We start from the raw sequence: 21656 nt of genomic DNA, 5'->3' as shown, positions 1-21656 counted from the left end.
GGCATTGCGGGCCCGGTGAGAACCGTTCCGTGGTGCCCTCCTCGTCGTAACGTCGAATTCAGGAGGCACACCGATGCGTGGTGTGAGCCAGGCCAAGTGGGTTGTCGCAGCTGTCGCTGTCGCGCTCGCCGCGACTGCTTGTAGCAGCAGTGGTAGCAGCGACTCCTCCGGGGGCAGCTCGGACAGCGGCGCGGTCAACGCCGCGGGCGTCTTCAGCTACCAGAGCGGGGAGCCGCAGAACCCGCTCCAGCCGGCCAATGCCAACGAGACCATCGGCGGCCGCATCATCAAGAACCTCTTCACGGGGCTCGTCGACTACGATCCCGCGACCGGCGCGCTGCGCAACCAGGTGGCCGACAAGATCGAGACCACCGACGCCAAGAACTACACCGTCACGCTGAAGTCCGGCTGGACCTTCCACGACGGCACCCCGGTCACCGCCGCGTCCTTCGTGAAGGCCTGGAACTGGTCGGCCAACGTCAAGAACAACCAGATCAACTCGTCCTGGTTCTCCGACATCGTCGGCTACGACGCCGTCCACCCGGAGAAGGGCGACCCGACCGGCACCGAGATGTCCGGCCTGAAGATCGTCGACGACACCCACTTCACCATCGAGCTGACCAGCCCGGTCTCGTACTTCACGTACAAGCTCGGCTACTCGGCGTTCTCCCCGCTGCCCGAGGGCTTCTTCAAGGACCCGGCCGGCTACGGCGAGAAGCCGGTCGGCAACGGCCCCTACCAGTTCGTCTCGTGGGAGCACAACAAGGCCATCACCGTGAAGGCCTACGACAAGTACGCGGGCAGCAACAAGCCGAAGAACGGCGGCATCGTCTTCCGCAACTACGCCACCGGCGAGGCCGCGTACAAGGACCTGATGTCCGACACCCTGGACGTCCTGGACCAGGTCGACTCGACCGACCTGCCGAAGTTCAAGGACGACCTGGGCAAGCGCGCCGTCGACCAGCCGCAGGGCGCCATCCAGAACATCTCGTTCGCGCTGTACAACGCGGACTGGTCCTCCCTGGACAAGGACAAGGCCGCCAAGATCCGCCAGGGCATCTCGATGGCGATCGACCGCGACACCATCACCAAGACCGTCCTGAACGGCAACCGCCAGGCCGCCGACGCGTTCGTGGCGCCCGGCGTCATGGGCTACAAGGCCGGCACCTGCGGCGACGCCTGCAAGTTCGACCCGGCGAAGGCCAAGCAGCTCATCACCGAGAACGGTGGCGTCCCCGGCGGCAAGCTCAGCATCATGTACAACTCCGACGGCAGCCACAAGGAGTGGGTGGACGCGGTCTGCAACTCGATCCGGCAGAGCACCGGCGTCGAGTGCATCGGTGACCCGAAGCCGGACTTCAAGACCGTCCGCGACCTCGTCACCAAGCAGCAGGTCCCGAGCATGATGCGGACCGGCTGGCAGCAGGACTACCCGCTGAACGCCAACTTCCTGCGTGACGTCTACGGCACCGGTGCGTCCTCCAACGACTCCCACTACTCCAGCCCGGAGTTCGACAAGCTGGCGAAGGAGGCGGACGCCGCGACCTCGGTCGAGAAGACCGCCGAGCTGTACCAGCAGGCCGAGGCCGTTCTGGCCAAGGACATGCCGTCCATCCCGCTCTGGTACTACAAGACCAGCTCCGGCTACTCCAACAAGGTCCAGAACGTGAAGTTCGACTCCTTCGGCGACCCGGTCTTCACCGACGTCGAGGTCAAGAAGTAATCGGTCGGCACCGCCTGACCCAGTGCCAACGGCCGGTGCCCGTCCCATCCCCACAAGGGCGAGGACTGGTACCGGCCGTTGGCACGCCGACTTATCTCTCTGGGTTGACGGGCCCAGCAGAGCCATACATGGAGGCACGATGGGGCGTTTTGTCGCGAGGCGACTGCTCCAGATGATCCCGGTCTTCTTCGGAACGACCTTGCTCATCTTTATGATGGTGCACGCGCTGCCGGGCGACCCGGTGGCAGCGTTGTGGGGCGAAAAGGCGCCGGACCCGGCCCAGCTTGCTGCCCGGAAGCACGCGCTGGGCTTGGACAAGCCGATGCTCCAGCAGTACTTCGACTACATGGGGGGCATGCTCACCGGGGACTTCGGGAAGACCCTGGCCGGGCGGCCGGTGCTCGACGTGATCACCGAGGCGCTGCCGGTCACCATCCGGCTGGCGCTGTTCGCGTTCGCCATCGAGATCGTGCTGGGTGTCAGCGTCGGCCTGTTCGCCGGTCTGCGTCGCGGCAAGGCGTTCGACAAGGGCGCGCTGGTCGTCACCCTGCTGCTGATCTCGATCCCGGTCCCCGTGCTGGGCTTCATCTTCCAGACGGTCTTCGCGGACGACCTGAAGTGGGTCACGCCGACCGTCCAGGACTCCAACGACATCACGCAGCTGGTGCTGCCGGCCTTCGTGCTCGGTTCGCTGTCGCTGGCCTACGTGGCGCGTCTCACCCGTACCTCCATAGCCGAGAACATCAAGGCCGACTACGTCCGCACCGCGGTGGCCAAGGGTCTGCCGCGCCGCAAGGTGATCACCACTCACCTGCTGCGCAACTCGCTGATCCCGGTGGTCACCTTCCTCGGCACCGACCTCGGCGCCCTGATGGGCGGCGCGATCGTCACCGAGGGCATCTTCAACGTCAAGGGTGTCGGCAACGCGCTCTTCAAGGCGATCAACCTGAAGGAGGGCTCGACGGTCGCCGGCTTCGTGGCCTTCCTGGTGATCGTGTACCTGGTTGCCGGACTGATCGTCGACCTGCTTTACGCGGTCCTGGACCCGAGGATCCGTTATGCCTGACCTGACCGAGAAGAAGAACGTCGAGGACGTCCCGGCGCAGGCGGCCGCCGCGGTCGCCGAGCCCAAGCCGGAGAAGGCGCGCAGCCTCGGTTCCGACGCCTGGCAGGACCTGCGCCGCCGGCCGATCTTCGTGATCTCCGCGCTGCTGATCCTGCTGCTGGTCGTCATCGCGATCGATCCGAGCCTGTTCACCTCGGTGGACCCGCGCGCCGGCGACCTGCGCAACCACTACCTGACGAAGCCGAACTACAGCCACTTCTTCCAGCCGGACTGGTTCGGCTACGACCTCCAGGGGCGCAGCATCTACGCCCGCGTCCTGTACGGCGCCCGCGCGTCGGTGGTGGTCGGCATCTGCGTGACCCTCGGTGTGACCATCCTCGGTGGCATCACCGGCATGGTCGCCGGTTACTTCGGCGGCTGGGTCGACACGATCGTCTCCCGCGTCACCGACATCTTCTTCGGCATCCCGCTGCTGCTCGGCTCGCTGGTGATCCTGAACGCCTTCACCTCGCGCACCGTCTGGAGCGTGGTCTTCGCGCTGGTCGCCCTGGGCTGGACCCAGATGACCCGTGTCATGCGCGGTTCGGTGATCACGGTCAAGCAGGCCGACTTCGTGACCGCGGCCAAGGCGCTCGGCGCCGGCACCGGCCGGATCATGTTCAAGCACATCCTGCCGAACGCGATCGCCCCGGTGATCGTGGTCGCCACCATCGCCCTCGGCGGTTACATCGCCACCGAGGCGACGCTGAGCTTCCTCGGCATCGGTCTGCAGGACCCGACCATCTCCTGGGGCATCGACATCAACTCGGCCCAGAAGGTGATCCGTACGGCTCCGTTCGCGCTGTTCTTCCCCGCCGGCATGCTGAGCCTCACCGTGCTGGCCTTCATCATGCTCGGCGACGCGGTGCGCGACGCCCTCGACCCGAAGCTCCGCTGAGAGAAGAGGTGACGACCCGATGACCACCGTGATCGAGAAGAACAACCAGAAGAGCGACCGTCTCGAAGTCGGAACCCCGCTCCTGGAGGTCAAGGACCTCCACGTGGAGTTCCACACCCGGGACGGCATCGCCAAGGCCGTGAACGGCGTCAACTACTCCGTCGCGGCCGGCGAGACCCTCGCCGTGCTCGGCGAGTCCGGCTCCGGCAAGTCCGTGACGGCCCAGACCATCATGGGCATCCTGGACATGCCCCCGGGCAAGGTGACCCAGGGCGAGATCCTGTACCGCGGCCAGGACATGCTCAAGATGAGCAACGAGGAGCGGCGGAGGATCCGCGGCCGGAAGATCGCGATGATCTTCCAGGACGCGCTGTCCGCCCTCAACCCGGTGCTCAACGTGGGCTACCAGCTCGGCGAGATGTTCCGGGTGCACCAGGGCGCCTCCAAGGCCGAGGCGAAGGCCAAGGCCATCGAGCTGATGGACCGGGTGCGCATCCCCGCCGCCAAGCAGCGGGTGAACGACTACCCGCACCAGTTCTCCGGCGGCATGCGCCAGCGCATCATGATCGCCATGGCGCTGTCGCTGCAGCCCGACCTGATCATCGCCGACGAGCCCACCACCGCCCTGGACGTGACCGTCCAGGCCCAGGTGATGGACCTGCTGGCGGAGCTCCAGGCCGAGTACAACATGGGCCTGATCCTGATCACCCACGACCTCGGCGTGGTCGCCGACGTCGCGGACAAGATCGCGGTGATGTACGCGGGCCGGATCGTCGAGACCGCCCCGGTGCACGAGCTGTACGCGAACCCCGCGCACCCGTACACCAAGGGCCTGCTGCGCTCGATCCCGCGTCTGGACCAGAAGGGCCAGGAGCTGTACGCGATCAAGGGCCTGCCCCCGAACCTGCTGAAGGTTCCGGCCGGCTGCGCGTTCAACCCCCGCTGCGACGTCGCCACCGACCTGTGCCGCACGGAGATCCCGGCGCTGCACCACGTGACGGACGAGGACGGCAAGGAGCTCACCGGCCGCCGCAGCGCGTGCCACCTCTGGAAGGAGACCCTCCATGGCTGAGAACATCCTGGAGGTCAAGGACCTGGTCAAGCACTACCCGCTGACCCAGGGCATCCTGTTCAAGAAGCAGGTCGGCGCCGTCAAGGCGGTCGACGGCATCTCCTTCGAGCTGAAGAAGGGTGAGACCCTCGGCATCGTCGGCGAGTCCGGCTGTGGCAAGTCCACGCTGGCCAAGGTGCTGATGAACCTGGAGCGGGCCACCTCCGGCCAGGTGCTGTTCAAGGGCGAGGACATCTCCCAGCTGTCGGGCTCGGCCCTCAAGGCCGTCCGGCGCAACATCCAGATGGTGTTCCAGGACCCGTACACCTCGCTGAACCCGCGCATGACGGTCGGCGACATCATCGGGGAGCCCTTCGAGATCCACCCCGAGGTGGCGCCCAAGGGCGACCGCCGCAAGGCCGTCCAGGACCTGCTGGACGTCGTGGGTCTGAACCCGGAGTACATCAACCGGTACCCGCACCAGTTCTCCGGCGGTCAGCGCCAGCGCATCGGCATCGCCCGCGGCCTCGCGCTCAAGCCCGAGATCATCATCTGTGACGAGCCGGTCTCCGCCCTGGACGTGTCCGTCCAGGCGCAGGTGATCAACCTGCTGGAGCAGCTGCAGGGCGAGTTCGGCCTGTCGTACATGTTCATCGCGCACGACCTCTCCATCGTCCGGCACATCTCCGACCGCGTCGGCGTGATGTACCTGGGCAAGATGGTCGAGATCGGCTCCGACGAGCAGATCTACGACAACGCCACCCACCCGTACACCCAGGCGCTGCTCTCCGCGGTGCCGGTGCCGGACCCGACGGCGCGCGAGTCCCGCGAGCGGATCATCCTCAGCGGGGACATCCCCTCGCCGGCCAACCCGCCGTCCGGCTGCCGCTTCCGCACCCGCTGCTGGAAGGCGGAGGAGCGCTGCGCGGAGGAGGTCCCGCTGCTGGCGATCCCGACCACGCTGGAGGGCCCGGCCGCGCACGAGTCGGCCTGCCACTTCGCCGAGGTCCGGGAGTCGGCCGCGGCCTGACCCGCCCGTACGCACCCGGAAGGGCCCGTGGCTTTCGGCCACGGGCCCTTCCGGCGTTCCGACCGGGCTTGCGACCGGGCTTCCGGCGGGGCACTGCGCCGATCCGGCGCCGCGTCAACTCGGCAGCGGGTCGCGGCACCCGTCCGGGTGCACCCGGCTCGCGCCGTCGCCGGGGCGCGCTTCTCATGGGGTGTGATGCGACACACACCCCTGAGGAGGGACCTCCATGCCCGTAGCCGCCCGCGCTCGCCTGGTCCTCGCCGCTGCGACGTCCGTGGTCCTGGTGGCCACCGGGTGCAGCAGCGGCGGCGGCGGCGGAACCAGTTCGTCGGACGCCAGCAAGACCTTCAGCTACCAGAGCAGTGAGCCGCAGAACCCGCTGCAGCCCGCCAACGCGAACGAGGTCGGCGGCGGTCGCATCATCCAGAACCTCTTCAAGGGGCTGGTGGACTACGACCCGAGCACCGCCAAGATCCGGATGCAGGTCGCGGACAAGATCGACACCAGCGACTCGCAGACCTTCAAGGTCACGCTGAAGGACGGCTGGAAGTTCCACGACGGAACCCCGGTGCACGCCAAGAACTTCGTGGACGCCTGGAACTGGGGCGCCAACCCGGCCAACGGCCAGATCAACAGCTCCTGGTTCTCCGACATCGAGGGCTACCAGGACGTCCACCCGACCAACGGGAAGCCCACCACGGACAAGATGTCCGGACTGACCGTCACCGACGACCTGCACTTCACCGTCAACCTGAGCCACAAGGTCTCGTACTTCGAGTACAAGCTCGGCTACATCGCCTTCTCGCCGCTGCCGGACGGCTTCTTCAAGGACCCGGCCGGGTACGGGCAGAAGCCGGTGGGCAACGGCCCGTACCAGTTCGTCAGCTGGGCGCACAACAGCGAGGTGGTCACCAAGACCTTCCCGGGCTACCAGGGCGTGGACAAGCCGAAGAACGGCGGCATCGTCTTCAAGATGTACAACACGTCCGAGGCCGCCTACGCGGACCTGCAGTCCAGCAACCTGGACGTGATGGACCAGGTGCCGCCGTCCGCGCTGGCGACGTACAAGAGCGACCTCGGCGACCGGGCCATCGACGCCCCGCAGGGCGCGATCCAGAACATCGGCTTCACGCTCTACCAGTCCGACTGGTCCTCGCCGGACAAGGCCAAGGTGCGCCAGGGCCTGTCGATGGCGATCGACCGCGGCACCATCACCAAGACCGTGCTGCAGGGCTCCCGCAAGCCGGCCACCGCCTGGGTCGCGGAGGGCGTGGAGGGCTACAAGGACGGCGCCTGCGGCGACTTCTGCAAGTTCGACCCGGCGAAGGCGAAGCAGCTGATCCAGGAGGGCGGCGGCGTCCCCGGCAACAAGCTGCTGATCACCTACAACGCGGACGGCGGCCACAAGGAGTGGGTCGACGCGGTCTGCAACTCGATCCGGCAGAACACCGGCGTCGACTGCCTGGGCGACCCGAAGCCCGACTTCAAGACCGCCCGCGCGGCGATCACCAGCCACCAGCTCAACGGCGCCTTCCGCACCGGCTGGGTGCAGGACTACCCGCTGAACGCCAACTTCCTGTCCGACGTGTACCGCACCGGCGCGGCCTCCAACGACTTCGGCTACAGCAGCCCGCAGTTCGACGACGCGGCCACCAAGGCCGACGCGGCCGCCAGCGTCGCCGACACGGTGAGCGGCTACCAGAGCGCCGAGGCCGTGCTGCCGAGCGGCATGCCGGCCATCCCGCTCTGGTACTACCGCACCAACTCGGGCTACTCGACCAAGGTGCAGAACGTGAAGTTCGACTCCTTCGGCAACCCGGCCTGGACCGAGGTCGAGGTCAAGGGCTGACCCGCCCCCACTCCGGCCCCGCCCTCCCCGCACGGAGGGCGGGGCCCGGTCCGCTCGGCCGACCGCCCCCGGTCGGCAAGCCCTGGAAGGAGGCTCGGATGGGCAGTTACGTGCTGCGGCGGGTGCTGCAGATGGTCCCGGTGTTCTTCGGTACCACGCTGCTGATCTTCGTGATGGTCTACACGCTGCCGGGCGACCCGGTGTCGGCGCTGTTCGGCGAGAAGGCGGCCGACCCGGCGGTGGTGGCCAGCATCAAGCACAAGTACTTCCTGGACCAGCCGCTCTGGAAGCAGTACCTGCACTACATGGGGAACCTGTTCCAGGGCGACTTCGGCACCAGCTTCACCGGCCGCCCGGTCTCGGACATCATGGCCGGCGCCTTCCCGGTCACCATCCGGCTCGCGCTGCTGGCCTTCGTGTTCGAGGTGATCCTGGGCCTCACCCTCGGCGTGGTCTCCGGACTGCGGCGCGGCAGCATCCCGGACACCCTGGTGCTGGTCCTGACCCTGGTGGTGATCTCGATCCCGGTCTTCGTGCTGGCGTACATCGCGCAGACCGTCTTCGCCACCAATCTCGGCTGGGTCACCCCGACCGTGCAGGACAGCTACGACCTCTCCCAACTCGTCCTGCCGGCCTTCGTGCTGGGCTCGCTCTCGCTCGCCTTCGTGGCCCGGCTGACCCGGACCTCGATCGGCGAGAACCTGCGGGCCGACTACATGCGCACGGCCGTCGCCAAGGGCCTGCCCCGGCGCACCATCGTCTTCCGGCACCTGCTGCGCAACTCGCTGATCCCGGTGGTCACCTTCCTCGGCACCGACCTGGGCGCGCTGATGGGCGGCGCGATCGTCACCGAGGGCATCTTCAACGTGCAGGGCATCGGCAACGTCCTGTACCGGGCGATCAACACCAAGGAAGGCCCCACCGTGGTCGGCATCGTCACCGTCCTGGTGATCGTCTACCTGGTCGCCAGCCTGCTCGTCGACCTGCTCTACGCGGTCCTGGACCCGAGGATCCGCTATGTCTGACATCCACGACGAGGACTCGTACGAACCGCACCCCAAGCCCGGCGTCTCGCGCCTGGACTACGCGGGCGAGCAGGGCATGGCGGTCGAGCAGGAGACCTTAGTCGAACGCGACGTGGAGAAGCGGGAGGAGGCCCGCAGCCTCTGGGGCGACGCCTGGCGGGACCTGCGCCGGCGGCCGATCTTCCTGCTCTCGGCGGTGCTGATCCTGCTGCTGGTGGTGATGGCGATCTTCCCGTACGCCTTCACCGACGCCGACCCGCGCAAGGCCGACCTGGTGAACGACTACCTGCGCCGGCCGGACTGGGGCGACGTGTTCGGGGCCGGCTGGTTCGGCTACGACGCCCAGGGCCGCTCGATCTTCGCCCGGGTCGTCTACGGCGCTCGCGCCTCGGTCACCGTCGGCATCTGCGTGACCGCCGCGGTCACCGTGCTCGGCGGGCTGACCGGCATGGTCGCCGGGTACTTCGGCGGCGCCGTGGACGCGGTGATCTCCCGGATCGTCGACATCTTCTTCGGCATCCCGCTGCTGCTCGGCGCCCTGGTGCTGCTGAACGCCTTCAGCACCCGCACGGTGTGGAGCGTGGTCATCGCGCTGGGCGTGCTCGGCTGGACCCAGATCGCCCGCGTCATGCGCGGCGCGGTGCTGACCGTCAAGCAGTCCGACTACGTGATGGCCGGACGGGCGCTCGGCGCCGGGACCGGGCGGCTGATGTTCCGGCACATCCTGCCGAACGCGATCGCCCCGGTGATCGTGGTCGCCACCATCGCGCTCGGCGGTTACATCGCCACCGAGGCGACGCTGAGCTTCCTCGGCATCGGTCTGCAGGACCCGACCATCTCCTGGGGCATCGACATCTCCTCCGCCCAGAAGGTGATCCGCACGGCACCGTACGTGCTGTTCTTCCCGGCCGCGGCGCTCTCCGTCACCGTGCTGGCCTTCATCATGATGGGCGACGCGGTGCGCGACGCCCTCGACCCGAAGCTTCGCTGAGCGAGGGGAGCGCGTCGTGAGTACAGCCGTGGAAACCGACACCGGCAGGCACGAGCGGGAGGTGCCGTACGAGGGGCCGCTGCTCGACGTACGGGACCTGCACGTCGAGTTCGTCACCCGGGACGGCGTCGCCCGGGCCGTCAACGGGGTCAACTACAGCGTCCGGGCGGGCGAGACGCTGGCGGTGCTGGGCGAGTCCGGCTCCGGGAAGTCGGTGACCGCGCAGGCGATCATGGGCATCCTGGACATGCCGCCGGCCCGGATCCCGCGCGGGGAGATCCGCTTCCGCGGCCGGGACATGCTGAAGATGGGCAAGGACGAGCGGCGGAGGATCCGGGGCCGGAAGATCGCCATGATCTTCCAGGACGCGCTGTCCGCCCTCAACCCGGTGCTCAGCGTGGGCTACCAGCTCGGCGAGATGTACCGGGCCCACCGGGGCACCTCCCGCGCGGAGGCGAAGGCCAAGGCCGTCGAACTGATGGACCGGGTGCGCATCCCGGCGGCCAAGCAGCGGGTGAACGACTACCCGCACCAGTTCTCCGGCGGCATGCGCCAGCGCATCATGATCGCCATGGCGCTCGCCCTGGAACCGGACCTGATCATCGCGGACGAGCCCACCACCGCGCTGGACGTGACCGTCCAGGCCCAGGTGATGGACCTGCTGGCGGAGCTGCAGGCCGAGTTCCACATGGGGCTCATCCTGATCACCCACGACCTGGGCGTGGTCGCCGACGTCGCCGACAAGATCGCGGTGATGTACGCGGGCCGGATCGTCGAGACCGCCCCGGTGCACGAGCTGTACGCGCGGCCCGCGCACCCGTACACCCGGGGCCTGCTGGACTCCATCCCGCGGCTGGACCAGAAGGGCCAGGAGCTCTACGCCATCAAGGGCCTGCCGCCCAACCTGCTGCGGATCCCCAGGGGCTGCGCCTTCAACCCGCGCTGCCCCCGGGCGCAGGACGTCTGCCGGGTCCAGGTGCCGGAGCTGTTTCCGGTCGCCGAGGACGACGGCACACCGCTGGAGGGGCGCGGCAGCGCCTGCTTCTTCTGGAAGGAGACCCTCCATGACCGCTAACGGGGCCAGCGCGACGAGCGGGGCGGTGCCGCAGGAAGCCGCCTTCGACCAGGAGGTGCCGCGCGGCGAGCCGATCCTGGAGGTCCGGAACCTGGTCAAGCACTTCCCGCTGACCCGGGGCGTGCTGTTCAGGCGGCAGGTCGGCGCGGTCAAGGCGGTGGACGGGGTGAGCTTCGACCTGATGCAGGGCGAGACGCTCGGCATCGTCGGCGAGTCCGGCTGCGGGAAGTCCACGCTGGCCAAGGTGCTGATGAACCTGGAACCGGCCACCGGAGGGTCCGTCCGGTACAAGGGGGAGGAGATCTCCCGGCTGTCCGGCAGCGCGCTGAAGGCCGTCCGGCGCAACATCCAGATGGTGTTCCAGGACCCGTACACCTCGCTGAACCCGCGCATGACGGTCGGCGACATCATCGGGGAGCCGTACGAGATCCACCCCGAGGTGGCGCCCAGGGGTGACCGCCGCAGGGCCGTCCAGGACCTGCTGGACGTGGTCGGGCTCAACCCCGAGTACATCAACCGGTACCCGCACCAGTTCTCCGGCGGCCAGCGCCAACGCATCGGCATCGCAAGGGGGTTGGCGCTCAAGCCGGAGATCATCATCTGCGACGAGCCGGTTTCCGCTCTGGACGTGTCCGTCCAGGCGCAGGTGATCAACCTGCTGGAGCAGCTGCAGGGCGAGTTCAACCTGTCGTACATGTTCATCGCCCACGACCTCTCCATCGTCCGGCACATCTCCGACCGGGTGGGGGTGATGTACCTGGGGAAGGTGGTCGAGATCGGCAGCGACACGGAGATCTACGACCACGCGACCCACCCGTACGCCCAGGCGCTGCTCTCGGCGGTGCCGGTGCCGGACCCGACGGCGCGCGAGTCCCGCGAGCGGATCGTGCTCACCGGGGACGTGCCCTCGCCGGCCAACCCGCCCTCGGGGTGCCGGTTCCGCACCCGCTGCTGGAAGGCGCAGGAGCGGTGCGTGGTCGAGGTGCCGCTGCTGGCCTCGCCGAGCTGGCTGGAGGGGGCGGCGTTCCACGACTCGGCGTGTCACTTCGCGGCGGAGCGCGAGATCGGGCAGAGCGCGGCGGAGCGCGAGATCGGGCAGAGCGCGGCGGAGCGCGAGAACGGACAGGGCGCGGACTGACCTCGCGCACCCGGGACGCGTCCTCGCGCCGAGGGCGCGCCCTTCGCCGTGATGCAACCGAGATCTCCCACAGCCTCCCCAAGTGCGCGCCGTTCCTTGATAGTTGCTCTGCGCCTGTCGATGCTCGCCACTGCGCTGAGGAGGGCTGCCCGGATGGACATGGTGGAGGTGACCGGCGGCGGTCGGGAGAACCTGGTGCCCGGGACCCCACTGCTGGAGGTCGACGACCTGCACATCGAGTTCCACACCCAGGACGGCGTCGCCAAGGCCGTCAACGGGGTGAGCTACTCGGTGGCGGCGGGGGAGACCCTGGCGGTGCTGGGCGAGTCCGGCTCGGGCAAGTCGGTGACCGCGCAGGCGGTCATGGGCATCCTGGACACGCCGCCCGGGAGGATCACCGCGGGGCGGATCCTGTTCCGGGGCGAGGACCTGCTGACCATGAGCCCCAAGCTCCGGCGGACGGTCCGGGGCCGGAAGATCGCGATGATCTTCCAGGACGCGCTGTCCGCCCTCAACCCGGTGCTCAGCGTGGGCTACCAGCTCGGCGAGATGTTCCGGACGCACCAGGGGCTGTCCCGTGCCGAGGCCCGGGCGAAGGCCGTGGAGCTGATGGACCGGGTGCGCATCCCGGCGGCCAAGCAGCGGGTCGGCGACTTCCCGCACCAGTTCTCCGGCGGCATGCGCCAGCGCATCATGATCGCCATGGCGCTCGCCCTGGAACCGGACCTGATCATCGCGGACGAGCCCACCACCGCGCTGGACGTGACCGTCCAGGCCCAGGTGATGGACCTGCTGGCGGAGCTGCAGGCCGAGTTCCACATGGGGCTCATCCTGATCACCCACGACCTGGGCGTGGTCGCCGACGTCGCCGACAAGATCGCGGTCATGTACGCGGGCCGGATCGTCGAGACCGCCCCGGTGCACGAGCTGTACGCACGCCCGGCCCACCCGTACACCCGGGGCCTGCTGGACTCCATCCCGCGGCTGGACCAGAAGGGCCAGAACCTGCACGCCATCAAGGGCCTGCCGCCCAACCTGCTGCGGATCCCCGAGGGCTGCGCCTTCAACCCCCGCTGCGACCGGGTGCAGGACCGCTGCCTGACCGAACTCCCGCCGCTGGTGCCGGTGGCGGACGAGGACGGGGCCGAGCTGCCGGGCCGACGCAGTGCCTGCCACTACTGGCGGGAGACCCTGCACGGCTGAGGCGGGGGCCTACTTGGTGAAGCCGACGTTCTCCCAGACGATGTCGGACAGGCCCTGCGCACCGATGTTGGCGAGGTCGGCGCGGGCGCCGAACAGCTGCGGGCGCTGGTAGAGCGGCAGCACGCCGGCCACCTTCCAGAGTTCGCCGTCGGCCTGGTTGATCGCCTCGGAGGCGGTGCCGGCGTCGGGCGCGGCGCCCGCCCGGTCGAGAGCGGCGTCCACCGCGGCGCTGCCCGCGCCGGCGCGGTTATTGGCGCTGTTCTGGGCGTAGCTGGCGCGGCTGCCGCTGGCCGGGAACGGGGTGCCGAGCAGGGCGTAGACGGCGATGTCGAAGTCGTTGCGGTTGACGTACTTGTCGAAGAACTCGTTGGGGGCGGCGGTCACCGGGGTGACCTTGACGCCGACGTCCTTGAGCATCCTGGAGATGGAGGCCGACTCGCCCTGGGCCACGGCGACCCCGGCCGGAACGATCATCCGCAGGTTCAGCTCGTGGCCGTCCTTCTTCCGCACGTCGCCGTCGAGCTTCCAGCCCGCCGAGTCCAGCTTGCGGGCGGCCTCGGCCGGGTCGAAGCGGGACAGGCCGAGGGAGTTGTCGCGGTAGCCGTTCTGGTTGGCGACCAGCAGGTGGTTGTTGAGCGGGACGGCCGGCCAGTCCAGGCCGTTGAGGTCGGCGCGGATCAGGGCGTCCCGGTTGATCGCCTGGAACACGGCCTGGCGGACGGTCGCGTCGCCCAGCAGCGGGCTGCGGGCGTTCAGGGTGAGCTGCCGGAAGTCCGGCCCGCCGGCCCGGCGGACGGCCGCGCCCTTGGTGTTCTTGATGACCTGGTAGCCGGCCAGGTCGGGGCCGTTGTTGAAGAGGTCGATCTGGCCCTTGGCGAAGGCGGCGCCCATCGCGTCGGGGGTCATGGCGTGGAAGACGATCCGGTCCAGCATCGGCTTGTCGCCCCACCAGTTCGGGTCGGCCACCAGGGTGACGGTCTGCGCGGCCGGGTCCAGGCGGTCGACCTTGAACGGGCCGGCGGTGAGCGGGATCGCGTCCAGGTAGGCCGAGTTGAACAGGTCCGGGGTGGAGACCCTGCTCGCGGGCAGCAGCGGGGCGTTGGCGGCGCCGTTGAACATCGACTGCCACTCGGAGAACGGCCGGTCGAAGGTCATCACGGCCTGGAAGTCGTCCTTGCCCCGCTCGACCGAGCTGACCAGCTCGAAACCGGAGGTGCTGGAGGGCCGGTAGGCCGGGTCCTTGCCGTTCAGGGCGTGCCAGTTGGCCTCGATGTCGCGCCAGGTGATCGGGGTGCCGTCGGACCAGTGGGCCTTCGGGTTGAGCGTCCAGGTGACCACCTGGTGGCCGTCCCTGACCTCGGCGTGGGCCTCCTGGAGGTAGGCCGGGTTGACGGTCTGGGTGCCGGCCGCGTCCGAGCGGAAGAAGGTCGGCAGCAGCGGCTTGCTGACGGCGACGGTCGAGGACTCGGTGCCGTCGCTGTGGATCGGCGACCACTGGTGGGAGAACTGGGCGATCGCCAGGTTCAGGGTGCCGCCCTGGCGCAGCTGGGCGCGGTCGTGCGCGTTGATGTCGATCGAGGTGAGCTTGGGCACCGTGGCGGCGGCGCTCGGCAGCGCGTCGGCGGCCGCGCCGTCCGGCCCGGAGGAGCAGGAGCAGAGTGCGAGGGAGAGCGTCAGGACGGTGAGACCGGCGAGCAGCGCCGTCCGGTGGTGCTGGAGGCGGTGGCCCATCGGCGTGGCTCCCGGAGTGACTGTGACGGATGGTGTGGCGTCACATCTTGCTGACCGGGAGGGGGAGTTGTCGAGGGGCGGGACCGCCGCGTCCGTTCGATGCGGCGGTCCCGCCCCTCGTTCGTGCCCGGCCCGTCAGGCGACGGTGAACTTGTAGGTGCGTTCCTTGTCGCCGGTCTTGTCGAACAACGAGGTGACGGCGTCCGCGACGTCCTGCGGGGTGATCGCGGCGGTCTGGCCGTTCTTCTTGATCTTCACCTTGTCGAACACGCCGTTCAGCTGGGAGTTCAGCGCGTCGAGGTCCCACTTGGGCGCGATCTTGCCGGAGGCGTCCGGGGCCAGCGTGAGCGCCTTGGCGGCGGTCTTCGCGCCGAAGTCCCAGGGCTTGGTGCCGGCCAGGAGGTGGATCTTCCCGTTGGTCACCTGCTTGCCGAGGCTGTCCGCGGCGGCCTGCAGGGCCTGGGTGGAGACCTTGGGCTGGGCGGCCGTGACGGCGAGCGCGATCGGCTGGTCGGGCTTGCCGGCGGCGCGGTCGCGGTAGGCCTGCTCGACCACGTCCATGGCGGCGTTGGAGTCCACCGCCTGCCCGGCCTTGCCGGGGACGACGACCGGGTCGCCGTTGTCGGCGAACTTGACGTAGCCCTCCTGGAGGCCCTGGCCCGAGCCGGCCGCCAGCGAGTCCAGCGCGGCCTTGAGCTTGGCGCGGTCGACCCGGACCTCCGGGGCGACGGCCTTGGTGCCGCCCTGGATCGACTCGATCACGGCGACCGGGTTGTAGTCGTGCGCGGCGAGGCCGTCCACGGTGGCCGTGGTGTCGAAGGTCAGCCCGGCGACCGTCGGGTCGAGGTCGACCGTCTGGTCGCCGATCTTCAGCTTCAGCGGCTGCTGCCCGGCCTTGCCGACGGACGCGTCCAGCGCGTGGATCGCCTGGTCACGGCTGTTGCCGCCGATGTCCGTGCCGAGCACCACGGTGCCCTTGGGAACGTCGGACTGGTTGAGCATCAGGCCGGTGCCGTACGCGGCGGCGCCGAGGAAGAGCACGCCGCCGAAGGCGTAGACACCGAGCTTGACGAGCTTCTTCGCGCCGCCGCGCTTGGCCTTGGCCTTGGCGGGAGCGGCCGGCTCGGCCTTCGCGGGGGCCGGGCCGGGCGGGGGAACGGGCGTCGCACCGGGCACGGACCCGGCGACGGACTGGGCTGCGGGGCCGCCGGGACCGCCCGGGCCGCCGGAGGCGGCCGGGGAGCCGGGGCCGGGGGCCGGGGTCGGCAGCGGGGTGACCTCGGTCGCCTCGGGGTCGCGGCCGGCCTGCCGGGGCCCGCCGGCGGCGGGCTGGGGCGCGCCCGGGAAGAGCCCGCCGGGGCCCGCCGGGGTGGCGAAGGGGTCCTGGCCGGGGGCGGCCGGGCGCTGGGTGGCGAACGGGTCGGCGCCGGTCGGCGCCGAGGCGAACAGGCCCGGCTGCGGACGGTCGTCGGCGCCGCGCGGGACGCCGTCGCGGGGCAGGCCGGGTATGGCGGCCGGCGGCGGGGTGTTCTCGCGGATCGGCGCGAAGCCGTCCACCGAGGTGTCGTCCGGGTTCGGTCCGGCCAGCGGGTCGGCCTGCGGCAGCCCGCCCTGCTGCGGGCCGTTCGGGCGGGCCCCGTTCGGCCGGGCACCGTTCGCCCGGGGCGCGCCCTGCCGCGGCGCCTGCTGCTGCGGACGGCCGCCGCGCGGGCCGCGGGCACCGGCGTCGTGGCCGGTCGGGGCGAACGGGTCGGCGACCGGCGCGAACGGGTCGGCGGCCTCGTACACCCCGGGCTCCTCGCCCGGGGCCCCGGCGCCGTACGGCGAAGCGGGAGCGGCGGGGGCGGGCGCCTTGCCCTGGCCGGGCAGCGGGCGGCCGTTCGGACGGGCGGTACCGGCGGCCGGGGCCGGGGCCGGGCGGGCGCCGTTCGGGGCGGACTGCGGACGGACCTCGGCGGCGGTGCCGGGCGCGGCCGGGGCCTCCGACGCGCTCGGGGCGCCGGCCGCCACCGCGGCCGGGGCGGGCTCGGCGGCCGGGGCCTTCTTCTGCCGCGGCCGGAACCACGCGCCGGTGGACTCGGACTCCGAGGTGGCCGGCGGGATCGGCGGGATCTGCCACTCCGGCGGCAGGTTCGGCGGGGTGGCCGAGCGACTGCCGTCCATCACGCCGAGAACGGGCGAGGCGGGCGCGGAGCGGTGCCGCGGGCTGCCCGGCTCGGCGGACCGGGCCTGCTCGGCCGGGCCATCATCGTTCCTGGCAGTCTCGTTCTTGACGGTGCTGCGGACGACGACCGGCGGGATCGGGCGCGAGCCGGGGATGTTGATCCGGACCCGGGTGGTCAGGGTGGTCTCGGTCTTCGGACCGTCGTCCTCGCCGCCCGACCCGGCGTCGGCCCCGGCCCGGTCGCCGCCGGGGAGGCCCGGGGTGCCGTAGGGCGGCGTGCCCGACGGGTAGGCGTCCGGACCCGTACGCCGGGGCGTCGGGTTGGCGTTGTCAGATTCGCGGCTGCTCAATGCTGCTCTGCTCCGGGTTCGCGGGCGGGCCGTGCGGCGCGACCGCGGTTCGTGGTCGCCGGGCCTGGGGCAAACGGCGGTCGGGTACGACGTACTGCGGGACCACCATACTGGGAAGAACTGAGCGGTGAACGGCTTCGGACAGATCCTGATACGTCCGGTTCCTCCGGTATGAGAGTACGGCGGAGTGGTCCTGACTGCGCGTTGTGTGCGCTACCGTACGCGGCTGGCCGCCGGGGTCAGCGAGGGGGGTTGGGCACGCCGGGGAACCAGCTGGTGCGGGTCGGCAGGGTGGCGCAGATCACGCCCAGGATCGAGCCGATGAACAGCCAGGCCAGCGAGGTGGCGTTGGACCACAGCACGTTGTCGCCCTCCGGCCGGGGCACCATCAGCATCAGCATCGCCAGGAACCAGCCCGCCGCGGGCAGCGCGGCGCCCAGCCGGGTGCCGGTGACCCGCAGGCCGGCGTAGAAGGTCGCGGCGGTGGCGGCGAGCGCCAGCAGAACTCCCACGGGCGGCCACAGGGCCTGCACAAAGGATCCGCAGACCGACACCGCGATGCCCAACAGGAAGAACAGGACATACGCCGCGATCCGGGCGGCGCGCGGGGGTTGGGGCTCGGCCAGCCGCTGCTGGCGGGTGCCGAGGGCGGCCACCGCGATCGAACGGCGTTTCGGCTTGGCGGCGGGCGCGGTCATCGGGCGTTCACCTCGCTGGGAGTCTCGCCGGCAGTCGGGTCGGTGACCGCCAGGCCGGCGAACAGGTCGCGCTCGGGCCGCTCCGGCCCGGCCTGGCCGCGCACCAGTTGGTAGTACTCGGTGGCGAACAGCGGCTGGCCGAGGTGGTTGGAGAGCGCGAAGGAGGCGCCGTTCACGGTGATCTGGGTGGCGTGCGCGGCCAGCGCGGCGGCCTTGTGCCCGGCGTACCCGGAGCCGTCGAGCACGGTGGTGACCACCTCGTCGGCCACCACCCCCGGCACGTCGGCGGGTTGGGCGGTGCCGGGGAAGGCCGACTCGGCGGCGGTCCTGGCGAGCCCGGCCGCGAGCACCGAGTTGGGCATCCGGTTCCAGTACACCTTGGCGATCCGCCAGGGGGCGCCCAGCTCCGGACGGTGCGCCGGATCGGCGGCCAGCTCGTACGCGCGCATCGCGACCCGGTGCGCCTGGATGTGGTCCGGGTGCCCGTAGCCGCCGTTGTCGTCGTACGTGACCAGCACCTGCGGCCGGACCTCGCGGACCACGGCGACCAGGTGGTCCGCCGCCTCGTCCACGTCGGCCCGCCAGAAGCAGCCGGGGGCGTCGTTCTCGGGCACGCCCATCATCCCGGAGTCGCGGTAGCGCCCCGGGCCGCCGAGGAAGCGGAAGTCGGTGACGCCGAGGGCGCGCATCGCCTCGGTCAGCTCGCCGATCCGGTGCGCGCCGAGGGTGTCGTCCCGATCGGCGGTCAGGTGGGCGAGCTCCGGCGGGATCACCTCGCCGCCCTCGCCGAGGGTGCAGGTCACCAGTGTCACCCGGGCGCCCTCGGCGGCGTACCGGGCCATGGTGGCGCCGTTGCCGATCGACTCGTCGTCGGGATGGGCGTGCACCAGGAGGAGGCGGCGGCCGGTAGTCGCGGTCATGGGAGGAAGCCTAACCACCAGCCCGCAGGGGTCAGAGCTTCAGGCCGTTGAGCATCCCGGCGAGGTTCGTGGTGAGCTGGCTGATCGACGGGGCGATCGAGCTGGAGGCCAGGTAGAAGCCGAGCAGCGCGCAGACGACGGCGTGCCCCAGCTTCAGGCTGGAACGGCGGATCAGCACCACCACGATGGTCAGCATCAGCATGACGGCGGAGACGTTCATGGCCATGTCGGCTCGTACCCCTTCTCGGGCGCCGGCCCCTGGAGAGGGCCGGCGGTGGGACCGTACGGGAATCGGGGTCGGGTGACCGGGGCCCGGGACGGGGCCCGACGATCACTCGCGTGACCAGTCATACCCGATGGGTAAGGGGAGCATTACATTCAGTGAGTCGACGCGCGCCGGGGTACCCGGGCACTCGAGGGGCGCGTGGGCCGGTCGGAGGGGGTTTGGACCTCTTTGGGGCGTACCTGGGGGCGATGCTCCGAACGAGTGATGGTCAGTCACCGGGCAGTCGGAGTCAGCCGTCGTAGGGTCTGGTGCCATGACCTCCCACACCCCTGCGGACACCTTCCCCCGGCAGTACGCGCGGACCCTGCGCTACACCGTCGGCGCCCCCCGCTCCTTCTCCGTCGCACCGGACGGCTCGCGGGTCGTCTTCCTCCGCTCGCGCTCCGGCAGCGACCGGGCCAACCTGCTCTGGACCCTCGACACCGCCACCGGCGAGGAGCGGATCGCCGCCGACCCCGCCGTCCTGCTCGGCGGCGGCGAGGAGGACCTCTCACCCGCCGAGAAGGCCCGCCGCGAGCGCAGCCGGGAGAGCTCGGCCGGCATCGTCGGCTACGCCCTGGACGGGGACGGCGAGCTCGCCGCCTTCGCCCTGTCCGGCCGGCTGTTCACCGCCGACCTGATCACCGGCGTCGCCCGCGAACTGCCCGCCCAGGGCCCGCTGCTGGACCCGCGGCTCTCCCCGGACGGCGCCCACGTCGCCTACGCCAACACCGCCGGCGAACTGCGGCTGACCCGCACCGACGGCACCGACGACCGGGCGCTCGCCGAGCCGGACGGCCCGAACGTCACCTGGGGTCAGGCCGAGTTCATCGCCCAGGAGGAGATCGACCGCGACCGCGGCTTCTGGTGGTCCCCGGACGGCGAGCGGCTGCTGGTCGAGCGCGCCGACGACAGCCCGGTGCGCCGCTGGTGGATCGCCGACCCGGCCAACCCGGACCGCGCGCCCGCCGAGGTCGCGTACCCGGCGGCCGGCACCGCCAACGCCGAGGTCGGCCTGTGGCTGCTCGACCTGCACGGCGGACGCACCGAGGTGTCCTGGGACCAGGAGGCCTTCCCGTACCTGGCCCGGGTGCACTGGTCCAAGGGCGGCGTGCCGCTGCTGCTGGTCCAGTCCCGCGACCAGCGCGCCCAGCGGATCCTCGGCCTGGACGTGGCCACCGGCGGCACCGAGGTGCTGTTCGAGGAGCGCGACGAGGCCTGGCTGGAGGCCTTCCCGGGCGCACCGGCCTGGACCCCGGACGGCAAGCTGGTCCGGATCTCCGACGACGGAGGGGTGCGGGCGCTGGTGGTCGGCGACCAGGCCGTCACCGGGGCCGACCTGCACGTCCGGTCGGTCGTCGCGGTCACCGAGCGGGAGGTGTTCTTCAGCGCCTCCGGCGGCACCGGGGAGACCGACCCCGAGCCCGGCTGGATCGCCGTCGGCCGGATCAGCCACGACGGCAAGCAGCTGGCCTGGGAGTGCGCCAACGGCCGCCCCTTCACCTCCGTCACCAGCGCGGTGCACGCCGGCGGGATCACCGTCCGGGCCACCGCCGAGCCCGACCTGCCCGGCACCCTGGTGCAGGTCGCCCGTGACCTGCCGGAGGGCGTGGTGGTCGACGACGTCGCCACCATCACCTCGTACGCCGAGACCCCGGCCATCACCGCCCGCCCGGTGTTCCGCTTCGCCGGCGAGCGCCGCATCCCGGCCGCCGTCTTCCTGCCCACCGGCTACGACCGCGAGCGCGACGGCCTGCTGCCCGTCCTGATGGACCCGTACGGCGGCCCGCACGGCCAGCGCGTCGTCCAGGCGCACAACCCGCACCTCAACTCGCAGTGGTTCGCCGACCAGGGCTTCGCGGTGGTCGTCGCCGACGGGCGCGGCACCCCCGGGCGCGGGCCGGCCTGGGAGAAGTCCATCGCCTTCGACTTCGCCGGGGTCACCCTGGACGACCAGGTGGACGCGCTGCAGGCGCTCGCCGGGGAGTTCCCGCTGGACCTGGACCGGGTCGCCATCCGCGGCTGGTCGTACGGCGGCTACCTCTCCGCGCTGGCGGTGCTGCGCCGCCCCGACGTGTTCCACGCGGCGGTGGCCGGGGCGCCGGTGACCGACTGGGAGCTGTACGACACCCACTACACCGAGCGCTACCTGGGCCACCCGGCCGAGCGGCCCGAGGTGTACCGGGCCAACTCGCTGACCGGCTACGCGACCGGGCTGGAGCGCCCGCTGATGATCATCCACGGCCTCGCGGACGACAACGTGGTGGCCGCCCACACCCTGCGGCTCTCCTCGGCCCTGCTGGCCGCCGGGCGCCCGCACACCGTGCTGCCGCTGTCCGGCGTCACCCACATGACCCCGCAGGAGGAGGTCGCGGAGAACCTGCTGCTGCTCCAGGTCGACTTCGTGAAGCGCTCGCTGGGGCTGTAGCACCCTCCTGAC

17 protein-coding genes are annotated in these 21656 nt (G+C 70.7%); 12 read left to right on the top strand and 5 right to left on the bottom strand.

Annotated features, from left to right (window positions below; genetic code table 11):
- Positions 1–73: 73 nt before the first annotated feature.
- The 11 genes from ACWCYO_RS03135 (at position 74) to ACWCYO_RS03085 (ending at position 13088) form a co-directional block, all read left to right on the top strand.
- Entirely contained in the window at positions 74–1723 is a 1650-nt protein-coding gene (locus tag ACWCYO_RS03135) for a peptide ABC transporter substrate-binding protein (RefSeq protein WP_270144433.1), read from the top strand.
- A gap of 139 nt (positions 1724–1862) precedes the next feature.
- Positions 1863–2789, top strand: coding sequence for an ABC transporter permease (locus ACWCYO_RS03130; RefSeq protein WP_270144430.1), 927 nt, complete (start codon positions 1863–1865; stop codon positions 2787–2789).
- Positions 2782–3726 carry an ABC transporter permease gene (locus ACWCYO_RS03125; RefSeq protein WP_270144428.1) on the top strand — a complete coding sequence of 315 codons (945 nt, stop codon included), beginning with the start codon at positions 2782–2784 and terminating at the stop codon, positions 3724–3726. The genes ACWCYO_RS03130 and ACWCYO_RS03125 overlap by 8 nt, the downstream gene beginning before the upstream one ends.
- Positions 3727–3745: 19 nt before the next feature.
- Positions 3746–4798, top strand: coding sequence for an ABC transporter ATP-binding protein (locus tag ACWCYO_RS03120; protein ID WP_270144426.1), 1053 nt, complete (start codon positions 3746–3748; stop codon positions 4796–4798).
- Positions 4791–5807, top strand: a complete 1017-nt coding sequence (locus ACWCYO_RS03115) for an ABC transporter ATP-binding protein (protein WP_270144424.1) — start codon at positions 4791–4793, stop codon at positions 5805–5807. Before ACWCYO_RS03120 ends, ACWCYO_RS03115 begins: the two co-directional genes overlap by 8 nt.
- Positions 5808–6033: 226 nt before the next feature.
- A complete protein-coding gene (locus ACWCYO_RS03110; protein WP_270144422.1) occupies positions 6034–7656 on the top strand; it encodes a peptide ABC transporter substrate-binding protein in 1623 nt (540 codons plus the stop codon).
- A 98-nt stretch (positions 7657–7754) separates the two neighbouring features.
- Positions 7755–8681 (top strand): ABC transporter permease, encoded by a 927-nt coding sequence (locus tag ACWCYO_RS03105; RefSeq protein ID WP_270144420.1) that lies wholly within the window; start codon positions 7755–7757, stop codon positions 8679–8681.
- A 76-nt stretch (positions 8682–8757) separates the two neighbouring features.
- Positions 8758–9672: an ABC transporter permease gene (locus ACWCYO_RS03100; protein WP_270151023.1), complete on the top strand. Its 915-nt coding sequence runs from the start codon at positions 8758–8760 to the stop codon at positions 9670–9672.
- A gap of 16 nt (positions 9673–9688) precedes the next feature.
- Positions 9689–10747, top strand: a complete 1059-nt coding sequence (locus ACWCYO_RS03095; RefSeq protein ID WP_449783162.1) for an ABC transporter ATP-binding protein — start codon at positions 9689–9691, stop codon at positions 10745–10747.
- Positions 10737–11885: an ABC transporter ATP-binding protein gene (locus ACWCYO_RS03090; RefSeq protein ID WP_449783161.1), complete on the top strand. Its 1149-nt coding sequence runs from the start codon at positions 10737–10739 to the stop codon at positions 11883–11885. The genes ACWCYO_RS03095 and ACWCYO_RS03090 overlap by 11 nt, the downstream gene beginning before the upstream one ends.
- 153 nt (positions 11886–12038) lie before the next feature.
- Positions 12039–13088, top strand: coding sequence for an ABC transporter ATP-binding protein (locus ACWCYO_RS03085; RefSeq protein WP_449783160.1), 1050 nt, complete (start codon positions 12039–12041; stop codon positions 13086–13088).
- A gap of 9 nt (positions 13089–13097) precedes the next feature.
- Here ACWCYO_RS03085 and ACWCYO_RS03080 read toward each other — a convergent pair whose 3' ends face one another.
- The 5 genes from ACWCYO_RS03080 to ACWCYO_RS03060 all read right to left on the bottom strand — a co-directional run bounded on the left by ACWCYO_RS03080 (position 13098) and on the right by ACWCYO_RS03060 (position 19177).
- Entirely contained in the window at positions 13098–14819 is a 1722-nt protein-coding gene (locus ACWCYO_RS03080; RefSeq protein ID WP_449783159.1) for an ABC transporter family substrate-binding protein, read from the bottom strand.
- A 135-nt stretch (positions 14820–14954) separates the two neighbouring features.
- The gene (locus ACWCYO_RS03075) at positions 14955–17333 is read right to left on the bottom strand and encodes a peptidoglycan binding domain-containing protein (RefSeq protein WP_449783158.1); all 2379 of its coding nucleotides are present in this window, start codon (positions 17331–17333) and stop codon (positions 14955–14957) included.
- A gap of 239 nt (positions 17334–17572) precedes the next feature.
- On the bottom strand, positions 17573–18031 hold the full coding sequence (locus ACWCYO_RS03070) for a DUF6113 family protein (protein WP_270144409.1): 459 nt from the start codon (positions 18029–18031) through the stop codon (positions 17573–17575).
- Positions 18028–18951 carry an N-acetyl-1-D-myo-inositol-2-amino-2-deoxy-alpha-D-glucopyranoside deacetylase gene (gene mshB, locus ACWCYO_RS03065; protein ID WP_270144407.1) on the bottom strand — a complete coding sequence of 308 codons (924 nt, stop codon included), beginning with the start codon at positions 18949–18951 and terminating at the stop codon, positions 18028–18030. The genes ACWCYO_RS03070 and mshB overlap by 4 nt, the downstream gene beginning before the upstream one ends.
- 31 nt (positions 18952–18982) lie before the next feature.
- Positions 18983–19177: a DUF2304 domain-containing protein gene (locus ACWCYO_RS03060; RefSeq protein ID WP_270144405.1), complete on the bottom strand. Its 195-nt coding sequence runs from the start codon at positions 19175–19177 to the stop codon at positions 18983–18985.
- A gap of 313 nt (positions 19178–19490) precedes the next feature.
- Here ACWCYO_RS03060 and ACWCYO_RS03055 point away from each other — a divergent pair, with 313 nt between their 5' ends.
- On the top strand, positions 19491–21644 hold the full coding sequence (locus tag ACWCYO_RS03055; protein ID WP_449783157.1) for a prolyl oligopeptidase family serine peptidase: 2154 nt from the start codon (positions 19491–19493) through the stop codon (positions 21642–21644).
- Positions 21645–21656 lie beyond the last annotated feature (12 nt).

The organism is Kitasatospora sp. NPDC001683 (genome assembly GCF_053596495.1).
This window is presented reverse-complemented; position numbering and strand designations above follow the sequence as displayed.

Excerpts from the sequence above, each read along its gene's own strand:
- ACWCYO_RS03135 (WP_270144433.1), top strand. The coding sequence starts at position 74 with ATGCGTGGTGTGAGCCAGGCCAAGTGGGTTGTCGCAGCTGTCGCTGTC.
- ACWCYO_RS03130 (WP_270144430.1), top strand. The coding sequence starts at position 1,863 with ATGGGGCGTTTTGTCGCGAGGCGACTGCTCCAGATGATCCCGGTCTTC.
- ACWCYO_RS03125 (WP_270144428.1), top strand. The coding sequence starts at position 2,782 with ATGCCTGACCTGACCGAGAAGAAGAACGTCGAGGACGTCCCGGCGCAG.
- ACWCYO_RS03120 (WP_270144426.1), top strand. The coding sequence starts at position 3,746 with ATGACCACCGTGATCGAGAAGAACAACCAGAAGAGCGACCGTCTCGAA.
- ACWCYO_RS03115 (WP_270144424.1), top strand. The coding sequence starts at position 4,791 with ATGGCTGAGAACATCCTGGAGGTCAAGGACCTGGTCAAGCACTACCCG.
- ACWCYO_RS03110 (WP_270144422.1), top strand. The coding sequence starts at position 6,034 with ATGCCCGTAGCCGCCCGCGCTCGCCTGGTCCTCGCCGCTGCGACGTCC.
- ACWCYO_RS03105 (WP_270144420.1), top strand. The coding sequence starts at position 7,755 with ATGGGCAGTTACGTGCTGCGGCGGGTGCTGCAGATGGTCCCGGTGTTC.
- ACWCYO_RS03100 (WP_270151023.1), top strand. The coding sequence starts at position 8,758 with ATGGCGGTCGAGCAGGAGACCTTAGTCGAACGCGACGTGGAGAAGCGG.
- ACWCYO_RS03090 (WP_449783161.1), top strand. The coding sequence starts at position 10,737 with ATGACCGCTAACGGGGCCAGCGCGACGAGCGGGGCGGTGCCGCAGGAA.
- ACWCYO_RS03085 (WP_449783160.1), top strand. The coding sequence starts at position 12,039 with ATGGACATGGTGGAGGTGACCGGCGGCGGTCGGGAGAACCTGGTGCCC.
- ACWCYO_RS03080 (WP_449783159.1), bottom strand. The coding sequence starts at position 14,819 with ATGGGCCACCGCCTCCAGCACCACCGGACGGCGCTGCTCGCCGGTCTC.
- ACWCYO_RS03070 (WP_270144409.1), bottom strand. The coding sequence starts at position 18,031 with ATGACCGCGCCCGCCGCCAAGCCGAAACGCCGTTCGATCGCGGTGGCC.
- mshB (WP_270144407.1), bottom strand. The coding sequence starts at position 18,951 with ATGACCGCGACTACCGGCCGCCGCCTCCTCCTGGTGCACGCCCATCCC.
- ACWCYO_RS03060 (WP_270144405.1), bottom strand. The coding sequence starts at position 19,177 with ATGGCCATGAACGTCTCCGCCGTCATGCTGATGCTGACCATCGTGGTG.
- ACWCYO_RS03055 (WP_449783157.1), top strand. The coding sequence starts at position 19,491 with ATGACCTCCCACACCCCTGCGGACACCTTCCCCCGGCAGTACGCGCGG.